This is a genomic window from Pontibacter litorisediminis (genome assembly GCF_029360645.1).
GTDB classification, from domain to species: domain Bacteria; phylum Bacteroidota; class Bacteroidia; order Cytophagales; family Hymenobacteraceae; genus Pontibacter; species Pontibacter litorisediminis.
Window position 1 is genome coordinate 747707 of record NZ_JARDUA010000001.1, and the last position, 18705, is coordinate 766411.

Annotated in this window: 16 protein-coding genes; 6 read left to right on the plus strand and 10 right to left on the minus strand. The window is 53.7% G+C overall.

Features of this window, described 5'->3' with window-relative positions; all coding sequences use genetic code 11:
• Positions 1–15: 15 nt before the first annotated feature.
• A complete protein-coding gene (locus PXG97_RS03295) occupies positions 16–588 on the plus strand; it encodes an NUDIX domain-containing protein (RefSeq protein ID WP_276496289.1) in 573 nt (190 codons plus the stop codon).
• Positions 589–997: 409 nt separating this feature from the next.
• Positions 998–1621, plus strand: a complete 624-nt coding sequence (locus tag PXG97_RS03300; RefSeq protein ID WP_276496290.1) for an HAD family hydrolase — start codon at positions 998–1000, stop codon at positions 1619–1621.
• Positions 1622–1680: 59 nt separating this feature from the next.
• Here the strand turns inward: PXG97_RS03300 and PXG97_RS03305 are convergent, their stop codons facing one another.
• Together PXG97_RS03305 and mug are read right to left on the minus strand one after the other, a co-directional pair.
• Complete coding sequence (locus PXG97_RS03305) at positions 1681–2631, minus strand: NADP-dependent oxidoreductase (RefSeq protein ID WP_276496291.1); 951 nt, start codon at positions 2629–2631, stop codon at positions 1681–1683.
• 120 nt (positions 2632–2751) lie between these two features.
• On the minus strand, positions 2752–3315 hold the full coding sequence (gene mug / locus PXG97_RS03310) for a G/U mismatch-specific DNA glycosylase (protein WP_276496292.1): 564 nt from the start codon (positions 3313–3315) through the stop codon (positions 2752–2754).
• Positions 3316–3521: 206 nt separating this feature from the next.
• On the opposite strand from mug, the gene PXG97_RS03315 reads away from it, so the two are divergent.
• The 3 genes from PXG97_RS03315 to PXG97_RS03325 all read left to right on the plus strand — a co-directional run bounded on the left by PXG97_RS03315 (position 3522) and on the right by PXG97_RS03325 (position 5633).
• Entirely contained in the window at positions 3522–4061 is a 540-nt protein-coding gene (locus PXG97_RS03315; protein WP_276496293.1) for a hypothetical protein, read from the plus strand.
• Between the two features lie 107 nt (positions 4062–4168).
• Positions 4169–5020, plus strand: a complete 852-nt coding sequence (locus tag PXG97_RS03320) for an alpha/beta fold hydrolase (protein ID WP_276496294.1) — start codon at positions 4169–4171, stop codon at positions 5018–5020.
• Between the two features lie 109 nt (positions 5021–5129).
• Positions 5130–5633: an ankyrin repeat domain-containing protein gene (locus tag PXG97_RS03325; protein ID WP_276496295.1), complete on the plus strand. Its 504-nt coding sequence runs from the start codon at positions 5130–5132 to the stop codon at positions 5631–5633.
• 68 nt (positions 5634–5701) lie between these two features.
• On the opposite strand, the gene hemA is transcribed toward PXG97_RS03325, so the two are convergent.
• The 5 genes from hemA to PXG97_RS03350 form a co-directional block, all read right to left on the minus strand.
• Complete coding sequence (gene hemA, locus PXG97_RS03330) at positions 5702–6967, minus strand: glutamyl-tRNA reductase (protein ID WP_276496887.1); 1266 nt, start codon at positions 6965–6967, stop codon at positions 5702–5704.
• Positions 6968–7205: 238 nt separating this feature from the next.
• On the minus strand, positions 7206–8267 hold the full coding sequence (locus tag PXG97_RS03335; RefSeq protein WP_276496296.1) for a response regulator: 1062 nt from the start codon (positions 8265–8267) through the stop codon (positions 7206–7208).
• Positions 8264–9499: an ATP-binding response regulator gene (locus PXG97_RS03340; protein ID WP_276496297.1), complete on the minus strand. Its 1236-nt coding sequence runs from the start codon at positions 9497–9499 to the stop codon at positions 8264–8266. Before PXG97_RS03340 ends, PXG97_RS03335 begins: the two co-directional genes overlap by 4 nt.
• Positions 9500–9648: 149 nt before the next feature.
• Complete coding sequence (locus PXG97_RS03345) at positions 9649–10101, minus strand: response regulator (protein ID WP_276496298.1); 453 nt, start codon at positions 10099–10101, stop codon at positions 9649–9651.
• Between the two features lie 7 nt (positions 10102–10108).
• The gene (locus PXG97_RS03350; RefSeq protein ID WP_276496299.1) at positions 10109–11650 is read right to left on the minus strand and encodes a PAS domain-containing sensor histidine kinase; all 1542 of its coding nucleotides are present in this window, start codon (positions 11648–11650) and stop codon (positions 10109–10111) included.
• Positions 11651–11934: 284 nt separating this feature from the next.
• Here PXG97_RS03350 and PXG97_RS03355 point away from each other — a divergent pair, with 284 nt between their 5' ends.
• Positions 11935–13749, plus strand: a complete 1815-nt coding sequence (locus PXG97_RS03355; protein ID WP_276496300.1) for a hypothetical protein — start codon at positions 11935–11937, stop codon at positions 13747–13749.
• Positions 13750–13809: 60 nt separating this feature from the next.
• Here the strand turns inward: PXG97_RS03355 and glgX are convergent, their stop codons facing one another.
• The 3 genes from glgX to PXG97_RS03370 form a co-directional block, all read right to left on the minus strand.
• Positions 13810–15930, minus strand: a complete 2121-nt coding sequence (gene glgX / locus PXG97_RS03360; protein WP_276496301.1) for a glycogen debranching protein GlgX — start codon at positions 15928–15930, stop codon at positions 13810–13812.
• A gap of 347 nt (positions 15931–16277) precedes the next feature.
• The gene (locus PXG97_RS03365) at positions 16278–17042 is read right to left on the minus strand and encodes an oxygenase MpaB family protein (protein WP_276496302.1); all 765 of its coding nucleotides are present in this window, start codon (positions 17040–17042) and stop codon (positions 16278–16280) included.
• 69 nt (positions 17043–17111) lie between these two features.
• On the minus strand, positions 17112–18569 hold the full coding sequence (locus PXG97_RS03370) for a potassium/proton antiporter (protein WP_276496303.1): 1458 nt from the start codon (positions 18567–18569) through the stop codon (positions 17112–17114).
• Between the last annotated feature and the right edge of the window lie 136 nt (positions 18570–18705).

An 18705-nucleotide genomic window follows, 5' to 3' on the forward strand; every position in this document is an offset into this window, starting at 1 on the left:
GTCTGCCTCCGTAGAATGAGTTCACCCTACCGCAACAACATGAAAATAAAGGGAAAAGAAACAATCTACGACGGCTTTTATACTTTCCGAAAAATATACCTGGAAGACAAGGGCGAAACACTGGAGCGGGAGCAGTTCGACAGCGGTGGAGCCGTGGCAGCCCTTGTGTATGACACGAAAAAGAAAGAGTACATCCTGGTAAGGCAGTTTCGCTACAGTGTGGAGCAGGAGGTGCTGGAAGTTGTTGGCGGCGTTTTAGAGGACGATCCAGAAGAAAACATACGCAAGGAAATAGCAGAAGAAACAGGCTATGAAGTAGATTACCTGGAGCCTATCTGGAACTTCTATACTTCGCCAGGCGCCTGTACCGAAGCCATTTACCTTTATTATGCGGAGGTAAGCCAGAAAATAGCAGCGGGTGGTGGCAAAGACGAGGAGCACGAGCAGATCAGCATCAGCAGGTTTACTGAAGAAGAACTGCTGAGCCAGCCACTACGAGACGCCAAAACGATCATCGCCATACAATGGTTGGCCGCCAGGCTGGGCAAGCGTTCAGACAACGCTGCCTTCATCCACAAGAAGCCGTAGCGGAAAAATTTAGCGCCATTCGTACGGGCGCAACAGCGATGAACTTGTGTTTATCACACGGCTTTCCGTTTTCAGCCTATTAAACGTTCCGTGCGCGTGGAAGCAGCTAGTTCTACTAGGAGCGAAGGCAGCCTGTCTACGTTTCCCTGGCATCCGGCTAGAATCGTGCGCGGAAATCTCGACCGAAGGCTAAGCCTTTCATCTCACAGGCTTCTTTTTGATGATAGCTCTTTTTACCTCCTCCATTCCATTTTGCTTTAACCAAGAGGAAGAAGCCATACAAGGATAACTCCGACGAAGGGCGCTATGGCAACACAGCCTTGCCTACCACCGGCCACAAAACCCCTTAGCGGCACAGGCCGGCTAGTGCCGTTGTGCGTATACCTACATCATCATATGAGAAAGCAATATGGCAACTGGTGAGGCAGAAGTGAAACTGATCGTGTTTGACCTGAACGGCACGTTCTACAACAAGAGCTCCAAGGACGAGTTCTACAAGTTTGTTGTGGGTAAACGTCCGAAGCGCATCAGGTTTGTGTTTGAGATGGCCTATTACAAGCTGCTGAAAAAGCTCCACCAGATACGGCAAACGGAGTTCAAGGAAAACTTTTTCAACTACCTGGATGGGTTGCCGCCGGAGCAGGTAGAAAAGCTGGCAAAGGAGTTTTGGGCAAAAGAGTACCCGGAGAACTTTAACAAGGAGTTGAAGGAGCGGTTTGAAGAAATACGTCGGGAAGGCATGCAGCTTTTCTGCGCCACCGGCGGGTTGGAGCTATACGTAAAGCCCCTGTTCGATCTGTTTCCCATAGACGGCTTTGCCGGCACCCAGGTAAAGTATGAGCATGGCACCTACAAGGTGATCGGTGAGGCCTGCAAAGAGGAAGAAAAGCTTCGCCGCATCACCAAGCACTTCAAAGAAAAAAAGCCGCAGATCGTAGAAGCTTACTCCGACAGCAAAGAAGCCATACTAGACGAAGCCGACAAAGCCTTTTTGGTCGATGATAACGGAAAGATCTCTCCCTATAAAAAATAAGCGACACAAAGTATAAGGTAGCTTCTGCCCTTGCCCATTCCGCGTTTACGGATTTAGCTTTACGGCACAATAACGATCTTACCCGTGGTGTGGGAGGTTTGAATCTGCTTCATCGCCTCTGCTGTCTCCTCCAAAGAATACGTCTGGCTTACCGGCACCCGCAACTTGCCTGATTCTGCCAGCTCCCGCAAGTGGCCGAGCTGACGTGAATTCGGCTCAACAAACACATACGTAAAGTCTATTTCCGGATCCAGGTCGGTGCCGTGGTTGAGGATAGAGACCAGCTTGCCAGATGGTTTCAGCGCCTGCAGGCTTTGCTGCAGGGTCTCGCCGCTGGCGCAGTCAAAAATCAGGTCTACCCCATCTGGTACGATCTGTTGCACGGCTTCCCCTACGTGGCTGTTCTTGTAGTCTACCGTGTGGTCTGCCCCCAGGTCCTGCATGTACTGGTGGTTCTTTTCGCTGGCAACACCAATCACGGTGGCGCCTTTTGCCTTGGCCAACTGAATACCCAAGCTGCCAACGCCGCCGGAGGCTCCTAAAATCAGTACCGTCTGCCCCTCCTCTAGTTGCCCGGCTCCAAACAAAGACTGGTAGGCAGTGAGACCCACCAGGGGTATGCCTGCTGCCTCCTCCCATGAGAGGTTCTTGGGTCTGGCAGCCAGGTAGCTTTCCGGGATTACGATGTACTCAGCGAAAGTGCCATGCTGCACCACGGGCCTGCGGGCATAGGCGTACACTCCGTCTCCTACCTCAAACCTTCTGGCACTAAAGCCCCGCTCCACCACTTCGCCGGCCATGTCCCAACCGGGTATAACGGGAAACTTTGTGGGCAGGTGGTCTTTCAGGTATCCTTCGCGCACGGCATAGTCCACTGGGTTTACGCCAGCCGCCCTGATACGGACTAACACTTCGCCCTCTCCTACTTCAGGTACCTCAACCGTGTTAACGCTTACTTTCTCCGGACCGCCAAACTCACTGTAGGTCGCTGCTCTCATTTGTTTTTCCATAGCTTTGGATATTGATGTGTGTATACGTGGCGGCAAGCACCAGCCCAAGCCGCCCTATTTTAGTTTGCTGGCTCAGTAAAAGATACCCCAAAAGGAACCAAGAGGTTTGTTAATACAAAACTACGCATCCTGCTGCTCCACAAACTCGCGCAGTTCGCGGTAAACGGTAGCTAGTTTTTTGGGCGGGAAATGCGCGTTCAGGCCGCTCGGGTTTGGCAGCACCCACAGCTTGGTTTGCCCGATGGTTTGTTCCTGCAGCCCGATCTCAGCGGTTGCTTTGCCAAAAGCCACGCGGTAGGCCGAGAGACCCAGCAGCGCCAGCACCTGTGGCTGGTACAGAATCACCTTCTCTACCAGCGAAATGCCGCCGTCAATGAGTTCTGCCTTGCCTAGTTCCGCCGCATTCGCCGTAGCCCTGCTTACAATGTTGGTGATGCCGTAGCCAAGCTGCAGCAACTCCTCCTCCTGGTGCGGCTGGTATTTGGTGGGGGTAAAGCCGGCGGCATGCAGCGTTGGCCAAAAGCGGTTGCCGGGCCGGGCAAAGTGATGGCCCTTTACAGCGGTGTACAAGCCTGGGTTAATGCCGCAGAAAAGTACTTTTAGACCCGGGATGATAATATCAGGCACCGTTCTTCCGGAGGCGGCGGCCAATTCTTCTTTGGTAGGGCTTTTGGTAGATAGCATAACTCTCTTTTACTACAGCCTGTACCCTATGGTTTTGCTTTCCACTACTATTAACCTGATGTTCAGTAAGAAACTGAGGATTACCAAATCACCAGGCAACCAGTATAGGAAAGTATGAATTTATACTTATTTTAGGAGAAGACAGCGTCAGATGGTACGAACAGGGCAGAATAGCGACGTTTACCGACTAGCCGTGGATTATTTGAATGATAGTGACTGAAAAACTAAGCAGGGCTGACAAGCGCAAGATAAAACGTGAGCTGAAGCAAGTGTTAGTAAGCTATGCAGCTAGCGGTGTTATCGTGGCGATAGTACTCGCTGCTGCTAGTATCTTCATTATCACGCACGCCAGTTTCCCATTCGGAAAGGATACAGCAATCACTGCTTTGCACTTAGCCACTGTCACTAGCTTTGCAGGCCTCTTGTTTCAAGCAACAAAAAAGTACCTAAGAGATGTAAGGAGTGGCACCAAAAGAACATCCTCCGGGATCATAACGGACAAGTATACCCAGAACAACTGGGGATGGCATGGCAACCCGGCAGCTGACGCTGGCTCCAGGCCACGGCTCGTCGAGTTCTTTTTAGTTATAAATAATCAAAGGATACAGGTAGAAGAAGAAGCTTACAGCACACATGAAATTGGGGAACAGGTAAAGCTGTACTTTTCTCTCCGAAGCAACATCCTGCTAGGCATAACGACAGCATTAGATCACCCAAGTAAGGCGCAAGCATCGCCTAAGGCCTAATGCATTTGATGCACCTGATGCATTAACGGCTGCAATTCCAAGCCAACTACACACTTGCCTATATCCTCTAAACTACTTAAAACCTATAGCTTGCGTAATAGACTACCATGGAAAACACAAGGGAGATCTTAGTTAAAAACGAGGACACCAGGCTGTACACGGTGGCCTACCCGAACGCTGGTAAAGAAACGGTAATCTTGCTGCATGGGGGCCCGGGCGTGCCGGATGGCCTGGGGCCGGTGGCCGATTTTCTGCACCGTCATTTCCAGGTCATCACCTTTCACCAGCGCGGCACCCTCAGCTCCCCCTGCTACGACAGCGACTACTCCATGGGCACCTATCTGGCCGATATTGATCAGGTGGCCGCGCGCTTTAACCTGGAGCGGTTTCACCTCTTTGGCCACTCCTGGGGCGGCCTTTACGCACAGCTTTACGCCTACCAGAACCCGCACCGCCTCCTGAGCCTGTTTCTCTGCAGCCCCGCCTCCGGCACCGGCAGGCAGTGGAAAGAAATGGTGCTGGAAGTAGCTAAGTATAACAAACGCAAGTGTACCGGCAATGAGTGGTTCGGCATGGTAAAAGACGCCGCACTCGGCTTTTTGGGGAACGACAAGGCGCATGAAAGGCTCTTCACCCAATTCTGCCTTAACTGCAACAAGGGGTATGAAATGGGTAACCCGGTGCCTGTGATGGTAGACCATATCACCGCCAAAAGTATAAACCGCACCACCCTTGCGATCTTAAAAGAGCCGGTGCAGGAGCCGATGATAGATCAGGGCTTTCCGTTTACCGTTACCTACGGAGACGATGACATCTACGGCGACAGCAAAAACTACGTGCGGGAACGCTATCCCTATGCCCACTACATCACCATACCGCGCACCAGCCACTTCCCCTGGCTGCAGAACGAGCAGGATTTTTATCATGCACTGGTGCAGCACTATCATACCGCGGGCTGAATGGGTTTATCCTTTCCTTGAACCAAAGCAGCTGCAACCGGTTAGGTAAAAGTTACCCTTTCCCTATGGTTCACCGTACTTAATCCGTAACCCTTAACCAACTTTTGCTATGAGTTTCTACTCCACCCACCCCGAAGACCTTTTTCTGGATGCTGCCCGCAAAGGAGATGTGGACTATCTGAAACAGGCGATTGCGTCTGGCATTGATCTGGAGGCCCGGGATGGCAGAGGCTATACGGCCCTTATCCTGGCAAGCTATAACGGAAATATGGAGGCTGTGAAAGTGTTGCTGGAGGCCGGAGCGGATGTGAACGCGGCCGATGCCGGCGGAAACACCTCCCTGATGGGTGTCAGCTTTAAAGGCTATGACGAGATTGCCCGTTACCTGATCTCCAAAGGCGCAAACCTGAACCTCCGAACCGGCAACGGCGGCACCGCTTTGATGTTTGCCTCCTTATTCGGCAGAAATGTGCTGGTAAAAACCCTGCTTGACAGCGGTGCAGATGCTACCCTGCAAGACATACGCGGTCTTACCGCCTTCGACCTGGCCATACAGCAAGGCAACGTAGAGGCGCTGGAGTTGTTTAAAGAGCACGCCAAGCAACTGAAATAAAATTCCCCTTAGAAGCCAGCTACAAGACCTTGCTTTCAAGGGGAATTAGGCACACGAATGTACTTTATTTACGCCTCCTGCTTCTGCTCCAGCTGAAACAAGGCAGCCAGCCCTTGCAAAAGTTCCTCCGACTCGCCGCGCTGGCAGGCGGCCTTCAGCTCTATGGCTGGCAGCTTTACGATCTTGTTCAGCATGCTTTTGGTAACGGCCTCTACGGCAGCTTTCTCCGCCTCGCTCAGGTTTTTAAGGTAGCGGGCCAACTCCTGCTGGCGTATCTCCTCCAGCCGGTTCTTGAACTGCTGCAGCGCCGGTGACATAGCCATTTCCTTTGTCCAGGCCTGGAACTCGGTCATCGCCTCCAGCACGATTTGCTTCACGGCTGGCACAGAGGCCAAACGCATTTCCAGGGCAGCCGTGGCGCGGTTGCGGATGTTGTCGATGTTCAGTACGCGTACCCCCTCCAGCGTCTCCAGCTCCGCATCTATGCTGCGGGGCATGGACAGGTCCACGAAGAACTTTGGCGTGCGCAGGGCCTGGCCTTGAAGGGTGTCTTTGCTGATGAAAAAACAGTCGCCGGGAACCGAGGAAATCACCACATCAGCCACTTTTACCTCTTCCCACACCTGCTCCCAATACACGGCGGTGGCTCCTGTTTTCTGCGCCAGCTCCAGCGCCTTGTGGTGCGTTCTGTTGGCGATCACAATGTTTCTGATGGCTGATTTCTGGAAGTTGTCGCAGACGTCGGCACCGATTTCCCCTACCCCGATCATGAGCACGCGCGGGTTCTCCATACCTTTGGTCAGCTCCTCCACCAGCTCCACGGTGGCGTAAGACACAGAGGCGGCGCCGTCGCGGAAAGCGGTCTCGTTTACCACCAGCTTGTTGGCGGCAAAAATTGTGTGCATCAGGCGGTGCAGGAACGGGCCGGCCATGTTGGCGTCAGCCGCCCACTGGTAAGCCTTCTTCACCTGGTTCAGTATCTGCATGTCGCCCACCACCTGCGACTCCAGCCCCAGCGACACATAGAACAGGTGCTGTACCGCCTCCTCGTGGCTGGTTATACTTTTAAAGTACGGCGACACCTCTTTGGTAGCGATAAAGCCCTTCTCCAGAGCGATCAGCTTGGTCAGTTCCCGCGAAAGGTCCTGCTCCGAGGCATAGTATACTTCGGTGCGGTTGCAGGTGGAGAGCACCAGCACATCACGGGCGTCCGTGAACTCGTTGATCTTATCGAGCAGGTTCTTACAGGCTATCTCGTTCAACGACACCGCCTCGCGTACGGCAATGGGGGCAATCTTATAAGACAGAGTAAGCGCTTTAAATGTGTGCTGCATGGTGTTGTTTCTCATCGTTTACCTTGCAAATTTCCACATTCAGCCCCTGCCATAATATGACATTTGTCACCTTACGAGGTGTTCTTTATCAGTAAAAGTATAAAACGTGCAGGGTTTATACTTGGAAGAGTCCAAACGCGCACTGTTTCTCCAGTTGCATGGGGATAATCCGGTATAGCTACAAAAGAAAAGAGACGCACCTTCGTGCGTCTCTGTAAAGTCTTACGTCCGCGATTTGTTAGTTTCGCATCCGCTCCAGTTTATCCTGGTTCAGGATGGTGATGCGGCTGCCCTGGCTGTCGATCAGCTTTTCGTCTTTGAAGTCGGCAAGGGTGCGGATAACGGTTTCTTTGGAAGCCCCCACGATGCTGGCCAGGTCCTCGCGCGAGATGGCGATCTGCTTCACACTTCCCTCCTCCCGTTGGTACTGCTTCTCCACCAGCAGCAGGGCCTCGGCCACACGCTTGCGCACCGAGTTGTAGGCCAGCTTCAGCAGCCGCTCCTCGCGGTCTGCCAGGTTATCCGACAAGATTTTGATGAACTTGCTGGCCACGTCGCGGTTGCGGTGCAGCAGCGAAAAGAAGTCCTCCTTCGGAATCACGTACACTTCCGACTCCTCCAGTGCCATGGCCGACTCGCGGTAATGCGTTTCTTCCAGCAGGTCGAGGTAGCCTATACAATCCCCTTCCTTGTAGAGGTGCGTGATGTACTCCCGCCCTTCCTCATTCGACTTAAAGGTTTTCACGCGGCCTTTGTTCAGGAAAAAAAGCGAGTTGGGGCGGTTGCCTTCCATAAACAGGTACTGCTTCTTTTTCAGCATTGTCAGGCGCCTGTCAGAAGAGATCAGCTGCTCCAGCTCCTCATAGCCCTTGGCTTCCTCAATAAACTCCTCCAGCCCCTGCGCATCCTTTTTAAAATCTGCCTTCAGGATCTCGTTTTTCTTCAGGCGCATCTCTATGGCGTCCAGCAGCTCCACATCATCGAAAGGCTTGGTCAGGTAGTCATCGGCCCCCAGGTTCATACCCTTCCTAAAGTCTTCTTTCTCAGACTTTGCCGTCAGGAAAATAAAAGGGATACTTGCGGTGGCGGCATCCTTGCTGAGCAGGTGCAGCACCCCGTACCCGTCCAGCTGGGGCATCATGATATCGCAGATGATCAGATCCGGCTGTTCTTTGCGCGCCAGGTCCACACCTACCCTGCCATTCTCGGCCTGCATCACCTCATAGTTGGCCAGTTCCAGAATCTCAGCCGTGTTCTCCCTGATGTCGGGGTTGTCTTCTATCAATAGAATCTTTTTCATGCTTCAGCAGTGTTTGGAAAAGTTATGATGAAAGTAGTGCCTTTGTCCAGCTCACTCTCATAAGAAAGCGAGCCGCCCATTATCTCCACATACCTTTTTACGATGTTGAGGCCGAGGCCTGTTCCCTGTATGTTTGTCACGTTTTGCGCCCGGAAAAACGGGGTGAACAGGTGCGCCTGATCCGCGGTCGGTATCCCAATGCCCTCGTCTTTCACTGTTATCGTGAGGGCGTCGTCTTCCTGGGCGGTGGTGAAGTATACTTTCTTGCCCTCGGCAGAGTACTTGCTGCCGTTGGAGAGCAGGTTCAGCAGGATATTCTTCAGCAGCTGCTTGTCAATGGTTACCGTGTCGTGCGAGCCGTGGTGGCGGTAGTCGATCTTCTGCCCTTGTTTCAGGTAGCCATTCATCTCCTCCACAATCTCACGGGCAAAAGGCACCAGGCTGAAAGTGGTGGGCACGTTGTAGATCCGGCCCTCTTCGATGCGGCTGATAGACAGGAAGTCGTTGAGGATGGTGGTCAGGTTACTCACCGCCGACTTGATGCGGTCCACGTGCTTCTGCCGCTTCTCGTCGTCTTTCTCGGTTTTATACTTGCTCACCAGCGAGGCAGACGACAGCACCGTGCTCAGCGGCGTCCGGAACTCATGGGAGGCGATGGTCACAAAGCGGGACTTCAGCTCGTTCAGCTCCCGCTCTTTCTGCAGGGCTTTCTGTATCTCGAGCTGCGCCTCCTCCAGGCTGCGGTTGGTGTGCTCCAGCTTCCTGATCGCCTCGGCCAGTTCCTGTGTGCGCTCCTCTACTCGCTGCTCCAGCTCCGCGTTCAGCTTCTGTATCTCGGTAAGGCTCTTGGCATGCTCAATACTGTACCGGATCGAGCGCTCCAGGTCAAACGGGTTAAAGGTGCCCTTCACCAGGTAATCCATAGCGCCCACCCGCATGGCCCGCTCGTCCGTCTCCAGGTCGCTCTGCCCGGTCAGAAGTATAAACGGAGCCTTGGTGCCTTCCTCCACTGCCTTCGAGATAAGCTCCAGCCCGTTGTGTGCCCCCAGGTAGAAATCCACCAGGTACACATCATGCGCATTCTGCCGGATCAACTCCAGCGCCTCCTCAAAGGAAGAAGACCATTGGAGCTTATAATTCCTCCCGGGGATGTCATCCATGATGTCCCTGGTGATGATGTAATCATCCTCATCATCGTCAACCAGCAGCACGCGTATCTTGTTGTCAGGCATAGTATGAGTTAGAGGGTTAGAGAGGTTAAGCGTTAGAGAGGTTAAAAATGAAGTCATTTTAATTGCCTTCTAAAAGTATAGAAGTTCAAGAGCTGTACTTCAAAAAGTGTATCACTCTCAAACTCCCTAACTCCTAAACTCTTTAACTTCTATGGTTTTGGAAGTTCTACAATCTCAAACCAGTACTTGCTCAGGGTCCGCATCACATCTACCAGCGAGGTGAATGTTACCGGCTTGGTAATAAAGGAGCTTACCCCCAGGTCGTAGGTACGCAGGATGTCCTCCTCAGCTTTCGAGGTGGTCAGCACCACCACAGGAATCACCCGCAGGTGCTCGTCAGACTTAATGTCTTTTAAAGCCTCGCGGCCGTCTTTTTTCGGCATGTTCAGGTCCAGCAGGATGAGGCCGGGGGTAGGGTACTTTTCCTTATCGGTATACTTTCCCCGGTTGTGCAGGTAGTCCAGCAGTTCCTCTCCGTTCTCCACGAATTGCACCTGGTTCTTCAAACGACTTTCGTCCAGGGCTTCTTTTACCAGCATTCGGTCTTCTGCGTCGTCGTCGGCAATTAGTATCACGATCGTTCTTCTGTTATTAGCGCTCATAAATATATTACTGAAGATGCTTCTTCGCTAAAGTTATAATAAAGGTCGTGCCCACATTTGGCTGGCTGCGGGCGGTGATGTCGCCGCCATGGCGAATGGCGATTTTACGCACAATGGCCAGGCCGATACCCGACCCTTCATACTTCTGGCCCTCCAGCCGCTGGAAAATATTAAAAATGCGGTCCAGGTACTTCTCGTCAAAACCAATGCCGTTGTCCTGTATACGCACCTCCACCAGTTCATCGCCAGGTGTGGAGGTTAGCCGCTCTTTCAGGTGTAGCTCACTGGCAGTGATGTGTATCTCCGGCTTCACCCCTTCCTTACGGAACTTGATGGCGTTACTGATCAGGTTTTGGAACAGTTGGCGCATCTGGGTCGGGTCAGCATCGATGGTAGGCAACGGCGTATGGGTTATCTGCGCACCTGTTTTCTCTATCACGATCTCCAGGTCCGACAGCACCTCCTGCAGCACCTTTTCCAGGTCTACCTGTACATAGGGCTTCGCCTTGGAGGTAACCCTGGAGAAGTCCAGCAGGTCGTTGATGAGGTTCTGCATGCGGGAGGCCGCATTGAGCATGCGCTCCACGTAGTCCTTTCCCTGGTCGCTCAGGTTCTCGTACTCCTTGGTCTTCAGCCTGTCACCGAAGGCCTGTATCTTGCGCAGCGGCTCCTGCAGGTCGTGCGACGAGACATAGGCAAAATCCTGCAGCTCGCGGTTGCTGCGCTCCAACTCGGCTGCGTAGCGCCGTAGCCGCTCCTCGCTGAGCTTCTGCTGCGTAATGTCATGTATAAAGCCGGTGTATACTTTGCGGTCGGTTAGCTGCACCTCGCTGATGCTGAGGTAAATAGGAAAAACGATACCGTTCTTCTTCAGCCCCGACACCTCGCGTCCAATGCCGATAATGCGCCTTTCCCCTGTTTCGTGGTAGTGCTGCATGTAATTGTCGTGCAGGCTGCGGTCTGGCTCGGGCATCAGCTTGTTGATCTTTTGCCCGATCAGCTCGCGCTCCTCGTACTGGAACAGCTTGGCAGCCGCCGGGTTCACCATCTCAATCACACCGCGGGTATCGATGATGATGATGCCGTCCACGGCCGTCTGTATAATCGAATTGATGCGGCTTTCGCTCTCGCGCAGCCGCTGCTCCGTTTTCTTCAGGCTGGAGATGTCATGCACTATCCCCGTGAAGATGGTCTTGTGCTCCAGCTTCACCTCGGCAATGCTCAGGAAGAAAGGGAAGAGCTCCCCCGTCTTCTTTTTGCCCAGCACCTCCCGGCCCTTGCCGATGATCTGCCCCACCCCGGTCTTCATGTAACGGGAAATGTAGACGTCGTGCATGCTATGGTCGGGCTCGGGCATGAGCATGCTCACGTTCTGGCCAATCATCTCTACCGGCTCGTAGCCAAAGATACGGGCCGCAGCCGGGTTCGCGCTTTCCATGATACCACGGGCATCAATGGTGATGATGCCATCCACAGCGGTCTCAATAACGGCTTTCAGCCTTGTCTGGCTCTCTATGTCTCTTTTATTTAGATGCTGTTTGTCTTCCAATGGCGTTTCTTTTTTTAAAGGTAACTGCAAATGCCCCAATTTACAAAAGCTCATAGGGCAATAATAACATTTTTAAAATGATATAGATCACTATTACCACTGACGCTGCTCATAATGTCCACGCCATTGCCTGCCTACCTTGTGATGCCTTTTCTCCGCTGAAGTTGGCCCTGTTTGTACATTTATCTGGTTCCAACAGCAGCGGTTATACTAGAAGCAAAGCGGCGCACAGGCGCTGCATGCAGTATAATTTCATTTTTCATCCTAAGTACGTTACAGCCACCATGGTACAACCTTCTCCGCACACCTTTCACATCCCGGTAATGGGACTAGCCTTTTCTATTGACACACCGCTTAAGGTTGCCCGCTACGGTATCTCCTCCGTCGCCTCGCTGAGCGATGACGCCTTGCTGGAGTATACCCGGCAGCATTACAGCCAACTCTATCAGCAGCCTTTTTCGCCCATCACTACCAAGGAGGAGGACTACAGGGCCAAGCGCGTAACCGCCTTCCTGAACCTGACGGATGAACTGGTGGCCCAGCAGGTGGAGGAGCTGCGACAGCAGGACTTTACCCCAGGCACAGACCTGACCAAGTACTTCTTACTGCTACCTGACAGCTCGCCGCTGCGGAAAAAGTACGAGCAGATGCTCCGCACTGAGGACCCGCAACAGCAAGAGGCGCTGCAGCAAGAACTGCGGCAGGCGGTAGTAGCCGGCAGCATAGACGTGAACATCATGACCAAGCTGGACCGCGTGAACTACGACAACGACAGGCAGCCGTTGCCACAGGAATATACAGACGCCCTTGCGGCCCTCCGCGGCTTTGCCCAAAGCACCGTAAAGTCTTCGGTAGTCTTTTCGGCGGGCATGAACATGCGCCTCTATGGTTACCTGGACCAATTCCCATGCTTCTTGCCAAACTCTGACGGAGAGTTCGACAAGAAGGTAATCATCAAGGTGAGCGACTACCGCTCGGCTCTGGTGCAAGGCAAGGTCCTGGCAAAGAAGGGTATTTGGGTATCGGAGTTCAGGATTGAGTCCGGCTTAAACTGCGGCGGCCACGCCTTTGCCACCGACGGCTACCTGATCGGTCCGATTCTGGAGGAGTTTAAGCAGAACCGCGAGGCACTGCGGGAGGAACTATACAGCCTTTTCAGCGCCGCACTGGCTTCTAAGGGGCTATCAGTACCCACGGTTATACCTGCCCAGCGCCTGACCGTGCAGGGAGGGATCGGCACAGCACAGGAGGATACTTTCCTGAGGCAATACTATGGTGTGGATGCCACCGGTTGGGGCACTCCCTTCCTGCTCGTGCCAGAAGCCACCACCGTGGATGAGCCAACCCTGCAGCAGCTGGTGGGAGCAACTGAGAAAGACCTGTACCTGAGCCCTATCTCGCCTCTTGGCGTGCCGTTCAACGCTTTGCGCGGCACCTCCAGCGAGCAGCAGAAGCTAGGCCGCATCGAGCGCGGAAAACCAGGTAGCCCCTGCGAGAAAAAGCACTTGGTTTCCAACACCGAGTTCACGGAGGAGCCGATTTGCACCGCCTCGCGCAAATACCAGCGCCGTAAGCTGGAGCAGCTGCAGGCCCAGCAACTGGCACCCGAAGTATACAAAGCCGAGGAGGCGAAAGTGCTGGCCAAGGAGTGCCTCTGCGATGGCCTGGCCACCTCTGCCCTACTGCTGTTTAACATGACCAAAAAAGCCGCAACCAAAGCAGTTACGATCTGCCCCGGGCCGAACCTGGCCTACTTCTCCGGCATCTTTAAGCTGCAGGAGATGGTGGATCATATCTACGGCCGCTTTAATGCGCTAAACCAGACTTACCGCCCGCACATGTTCCTGAACGAACTGCGAATGTATGTGGACTACTGGGCAAAGAAAAAGGATGAGCAGCTGGAAGAGCTGACCGACAAACAACTGAAGTACCTGCAGACGTTCAAGACAAACCTACAGGAAGGCATCGCCTACTATAAACAGTTAATCCCCACCATTTTTGAGGGGCAGCTGGAGCGGCAGGCAATCATGCTCGATGAGCTGCTGGAGGCTGAGGACCAGTTGCTGTTAAGTAAAGTGCAGAAAGTGATGGCGGTTTAATAAAAACAAAAGGCCTGCAGTTTTGCAGGCCTTTTGACTTTTGTACCGTGGGGTTATACTTTATTGCGGCTGCAGTAGCACTACCACCGACCGGGGAGCCACCTCTAGCGCCTTGCCATAGGCAAACGTTTTCCCCTGCTCGTCGATTGTGCCGGTGGCGGTGTCGATCACTTTGTGCCAGGTCTCGCCATACTTGTGAGGCGGCAGTTTATACTTCAGCGGCTCGTAGTGCGCGTTAAAGATCACATAAAAGCTATCGTCCATAACCTGCTCCCCTTTCGGTCCTTTGGCACGCAGGCCTTTGCCGTTCAGGTACACACCCAGGGATTTGGCAAAATCGTGACTCCAGTTTTCCTCGGTCATCTCCTGGCCCTCTGGCAGAAACCAGGCAATGTCCTTCAGGTTGTTGCCCTTGATGGGCTGCCCCTTAAACCAGCGGCGGCGGTTGAACACCGGGTGCTGCTTACAGAACCTGATCAGGCGGCGGGTATAGTCCAGCAGCTCTTTATCCGCCTCCTCCCAGTTGAGCCACGACAGCTCATTGTCTTGGCAATAGGCGTTGTTGTTTCCCTGCTGGGTGCGGCTCAGTTCATCCCCCGCCACGAGCATCGGCACCCCCTGCGACAGGAACAGCGTGGTCAGGAAGTTGCGTTTCTGCTTTGCCCGCAGTGCCTGCACCTCCGTGTCCTCGGTGGGTCCCTCCTCACCGCAGTTCCAGGAACGGTTGTGGCTCTCGCCGTCGTTGTTATCCTCCCCGTTGGCCATGTTGTGCTTCTCGTTGTAAGACACCAGGTCGTGCAGCGTAAAGCCATCGTGGGCCGTGATGAAGTTGATGCTGGCTGTTGGGCTTCGGTTGTCGTCTTTATACAGGTCGGAGCTGCCCGTAAAGCGCTCAGCGAACTCGGCCAGCATGCTGTCAGCCCCGCGCCAGTAGTCACGGATACAGTCACGGTACTTGCCGTTCCACTCGGCCCATCCCGGCGGGAACTCCCCCACCTGGTAGCCGCCCTCGCCAATATCCCACGGCTCGGCTATGAGCTTTACCTGCGAGATGATCGGATCCTGATGAATGATGTCGAAGAAGGCGCTGAGGCGGTCCACCTCGTGCAGCTCGCGGGCCAGCGTGGCGGCCAGGTCGAAGCGGAAACCATCCACCCGCATCTCCAGAATCCAGTAGCGCAGGCTGTCCATAATCAGGCGCAGCACGTTGGGCAGGTTAGCGTTAAGTGTGTTGCCCGTGCCGGTGTAATCCATGTAGTAGCGCTTGTCCTCCGTCAGGCGGTAGTAAGCGGCATTGTCAATGCCACGGAACGAGAGGGTGGGGCCCATTTGGTTCCCCTCGGCGGTATGGTTGTACACCACGTCCAGGATCACCTCTATGCCCGCCTTGTGCAGCTCCTTTACCATCTGCTTAAACTCCACCACCTGCTCGCCATGGGTGCCGCTGCTGGAGTAGCGCACATCCGGGGCAAAGTAGCCGATGGTGTTATAGCCCCAGTAGTTCGTGAGCCCCTTCTCCACCAGGTGCCGGTCGTTGATAAAGTGGTGCACCGGCATCAATTCGATAGCGGTGATGCCCAAATCTTTCAGGTACTGAATGGTAACCGGGTGCGCCAGCGCAGCGTAGGTGCCTCTTATCTCCTCCGGGATATCGGGATGCAGCTTCGTAAAGCCCTTGACATGCGTTTCGTAGATGATGGATTTGTGGTACGGGATATTCGGCTTCTTGTCCCCTTCCCAGTTAAAGGAGGTGTTGACCACCACGCTTTTTGGGATGTAGGCCGCGCTATCGGATTTACTGAAGCTAAGGTCCTCCTTCGGGTCGCCGAGTTTATAGCCGAAAAGGGAGTCATGCCACTCAATGGTGCGGGAAATGGCTTTGGCGTAGGGATCTAGCAGCAACTTGTTCAGATTAAACCGGTGCCCGTTTTCCGGCTCATAGGGGCCATGCACCCGATAGCCATACAACTGGCCGGGCTTGATTTCCGGCAGGTAAACATGCCATATGTGATGCGTTCGCTCCGTTAGGACTACGCGGGCTTCCTCTGCTTCACTTTCGGAGTTAAAGAGACAGAGCTCAACCTTTAGGGCATTCTCTGAGAAAAGTGCAAAATTAACACCCTCACCATCCCAGGTAGCGCCCAGCGGGTATGGGCTACCGGGGTAACTTTCTATGTTCATAGCTCTTGTTCGTTAAAGTATAGGTTAAGCTGAGGGCTCTAATAAGTATAGGTTGGTGTGAAACTGTTTTACTTAGAGCCTTTAGTTTTAGTACAACCGTTATACTTTAACCGGCGCTTTTTTGTTATCACAGCGCGCTAGGGCACGCACTACGCCAGATGGTAAGAGGGGGAACCCTGTGGCAGAGGTAAGCACGGGCGTTTTCAGCCAGCAGCGCTGACGTCGTGAAAACGCCGCCAGCCTCCTCTGGCCACATCAGCAGCCCGAGGAAATCACTGGGTTAAGGAAAGGGATAGAAAAAGTGCCAACCAACTATTGGCGAGGGCATACTTAACATAGTATACGCACTAAACACTGGCCACATCCAGTTCATTGATCTCCCGCTTATAGGCTGGGGGTAATATAAGTTCCTTCAGAAGCCACTCTGCTTTAAAGGCGCGGCTAACTTTATAGCCCAGCAACACTGGCTTTAGCACCGGAATGCGCCACAGGCCCAGTTGCTGCCGCACAAGATCGGGCACAACCAACACCTGTGCCTGCAACAGCAGCCAGTAGCGGATGCTGCCCAGGTGCTTTCGGTACTGGCGGTACAGGTCGAACGTATACTTGCTTTGTGCGAGGTTCTGCTGCAGGTGCAGCGCCCTTGCCTGCTGCCATTCCTGGAAAGTCTGCGGTAGCCCTTTGATGCCCATGCGGGTGCCCACACGGTTGAACACGTCAAACACCTCAGCTTTCTCCTGCTCCGCCAGCTTTCGCTCCAGCAGCTCAAAAGACCGTATCGAGTAGTCAATCAGCATGAAGAGGACATCGCGGTAGGCCCAGTCGGGGATGGCGTAACCACGCTTAGCCTCCACGCCGGCATGGATAGCTGCCATGCTGTCGATGGCCCGGTGCGCCCCTGCCTCCTCGGAGAAAACAATGCGGCGGGCATAGCCCACGGTGGAAAACAGCCTGCCCAGCGGGTCGGCGGGAAGGCGGCCGGTAAAGTAGAGCCAATCCACTGCCTTGTTAAGGGCGAACTCTGCGGAGGCTCCGGCAAATATGAATAGGATGGTATCGCTTTTCCCCCAGATCTGACGCACCACCGAGTTTTGCTGCACAAAATACTTCATATTGGATGAACAAGAAGTAAGTATAAATCGTGCTGTGGAGGCACGCGAAAGGTGCAAAAAGAGAGCCGGCTACAGCAGCACCTCCCGTACATTCTTCAGCTCTTCTTCATTGTCGATCATGACCATCAGCTTGTCATAAGGCTCCAGCACGGTAGCTCCGTTGGGTGTCACGAACTTTCCGCTCCTATCTATAAGTACGATGAGCGACGATTTGGGCATCTGCAGCTGCACCAGCGATTTGCCCACGGCTTTGGCCTGAGCCCCCAGTTGCAGCTCTATGAGCTCGTTCTTGGCGTTGTACCCGAGCTCTTCGCCAAGCTGCAACCGCTTCGGCGCATCATCCACCTCGCTTAGCCCGAGCCAATCGGCTACCACCTTCAGGGTGGTGCCCTGCAGCATCACCGAGATCAGCACGATAAAGAACACTACATTGAAAATCATGCCCGATTCCTCTATGCCAGCCAGCATAGGATAGGTGGCAAAGAGTATGGGAACCGCACCGCGCAGCCCTACCCACGAGATGTACAACTGCTCCCGCAGAGATACTTTAAAGAAGATCAGGCTCAGGAAAACACTGATAGGCCTGGCAACGAAAATAAGAAAAACAGAGACCAGCACCCCCACGCCCAACACCGGCAGCAGCTGCGACGGAAACACCAGCAGTCCCAGCGTAAGGAACATCAGGATCTGCATCAGCCAGGACACGCCGTCGTAGAAACGCGTGAGGCTGCGCTTGTGTATGAAGTTCTTGTTGCCCAGTATAACGCCGGCGGTGTACACAGCCAAGAAGCCATTGCCGCTTATAGAAGCTGTGAAAGCATACGTGAACAGCACCATGGCCAGGGTAAGGGCCGGGTATAGCCCCTCTTGCTCCAGTTTGATCCGGTTGATTACCCAGGCCATGCCATACCCCATCGCCACCCCCATCAGCGCGCCGATACTCATCTGCATGAAGAACATTGGCACGAGATCCCACAGCCCGGTATCGGGATTGGTCAGCAGGAACGTGAAACTAACCGTCAGGAAGTACGCCATGGGGTCGTTACTGCCGGACTCCAGCTCCAGTGTGGGCCGCAGGTTATGTTTCAGGCCGATGTTTCGGGAGCGCAGGATGGAGAAAACAGCCGCGGCATCAGTAGAGGACACAATGGCTCCCAGCAGCAGCCCCTCCAGCAAGGAGAAGTTTAGCACATAGGAGGCGAACACCCCCATCAATATGGCCGTGATGAACACGCCGAAGGTGGACAGCACCATGCCCCGCCAGAGCACGGGCCTCGTACTTTGCCACTTCGTGTCAAGTCCTCCGGAGTACAGGATCAACACGAGGGCTATCGTGCCCAGCGACTGTGCCGTCTGCACATCGTCAAAGTATATACCGCCGATCCCCTCGGAGCCTGCCAGCATGCCTACACCCAGGAACAGGACCAGGGCCGGAATACCAAGCCTGCCAAGGCTCTTGCTTACCAGTATACTCAGGAACAGCAGAATGGCTACACCAAATAAAATATCTTCTACAGTGAAGTTCATATATGAATTAGAATCAATCCCTTAGATCGCCCAGCCGCGCTGGCTGCGTCATGCAGGTTATAAATTTTCTGTTACGGCAAAAATCAGAAACGACATAAATAAAACGATAAAGTAAATACGTAAAACGTTGAAACGG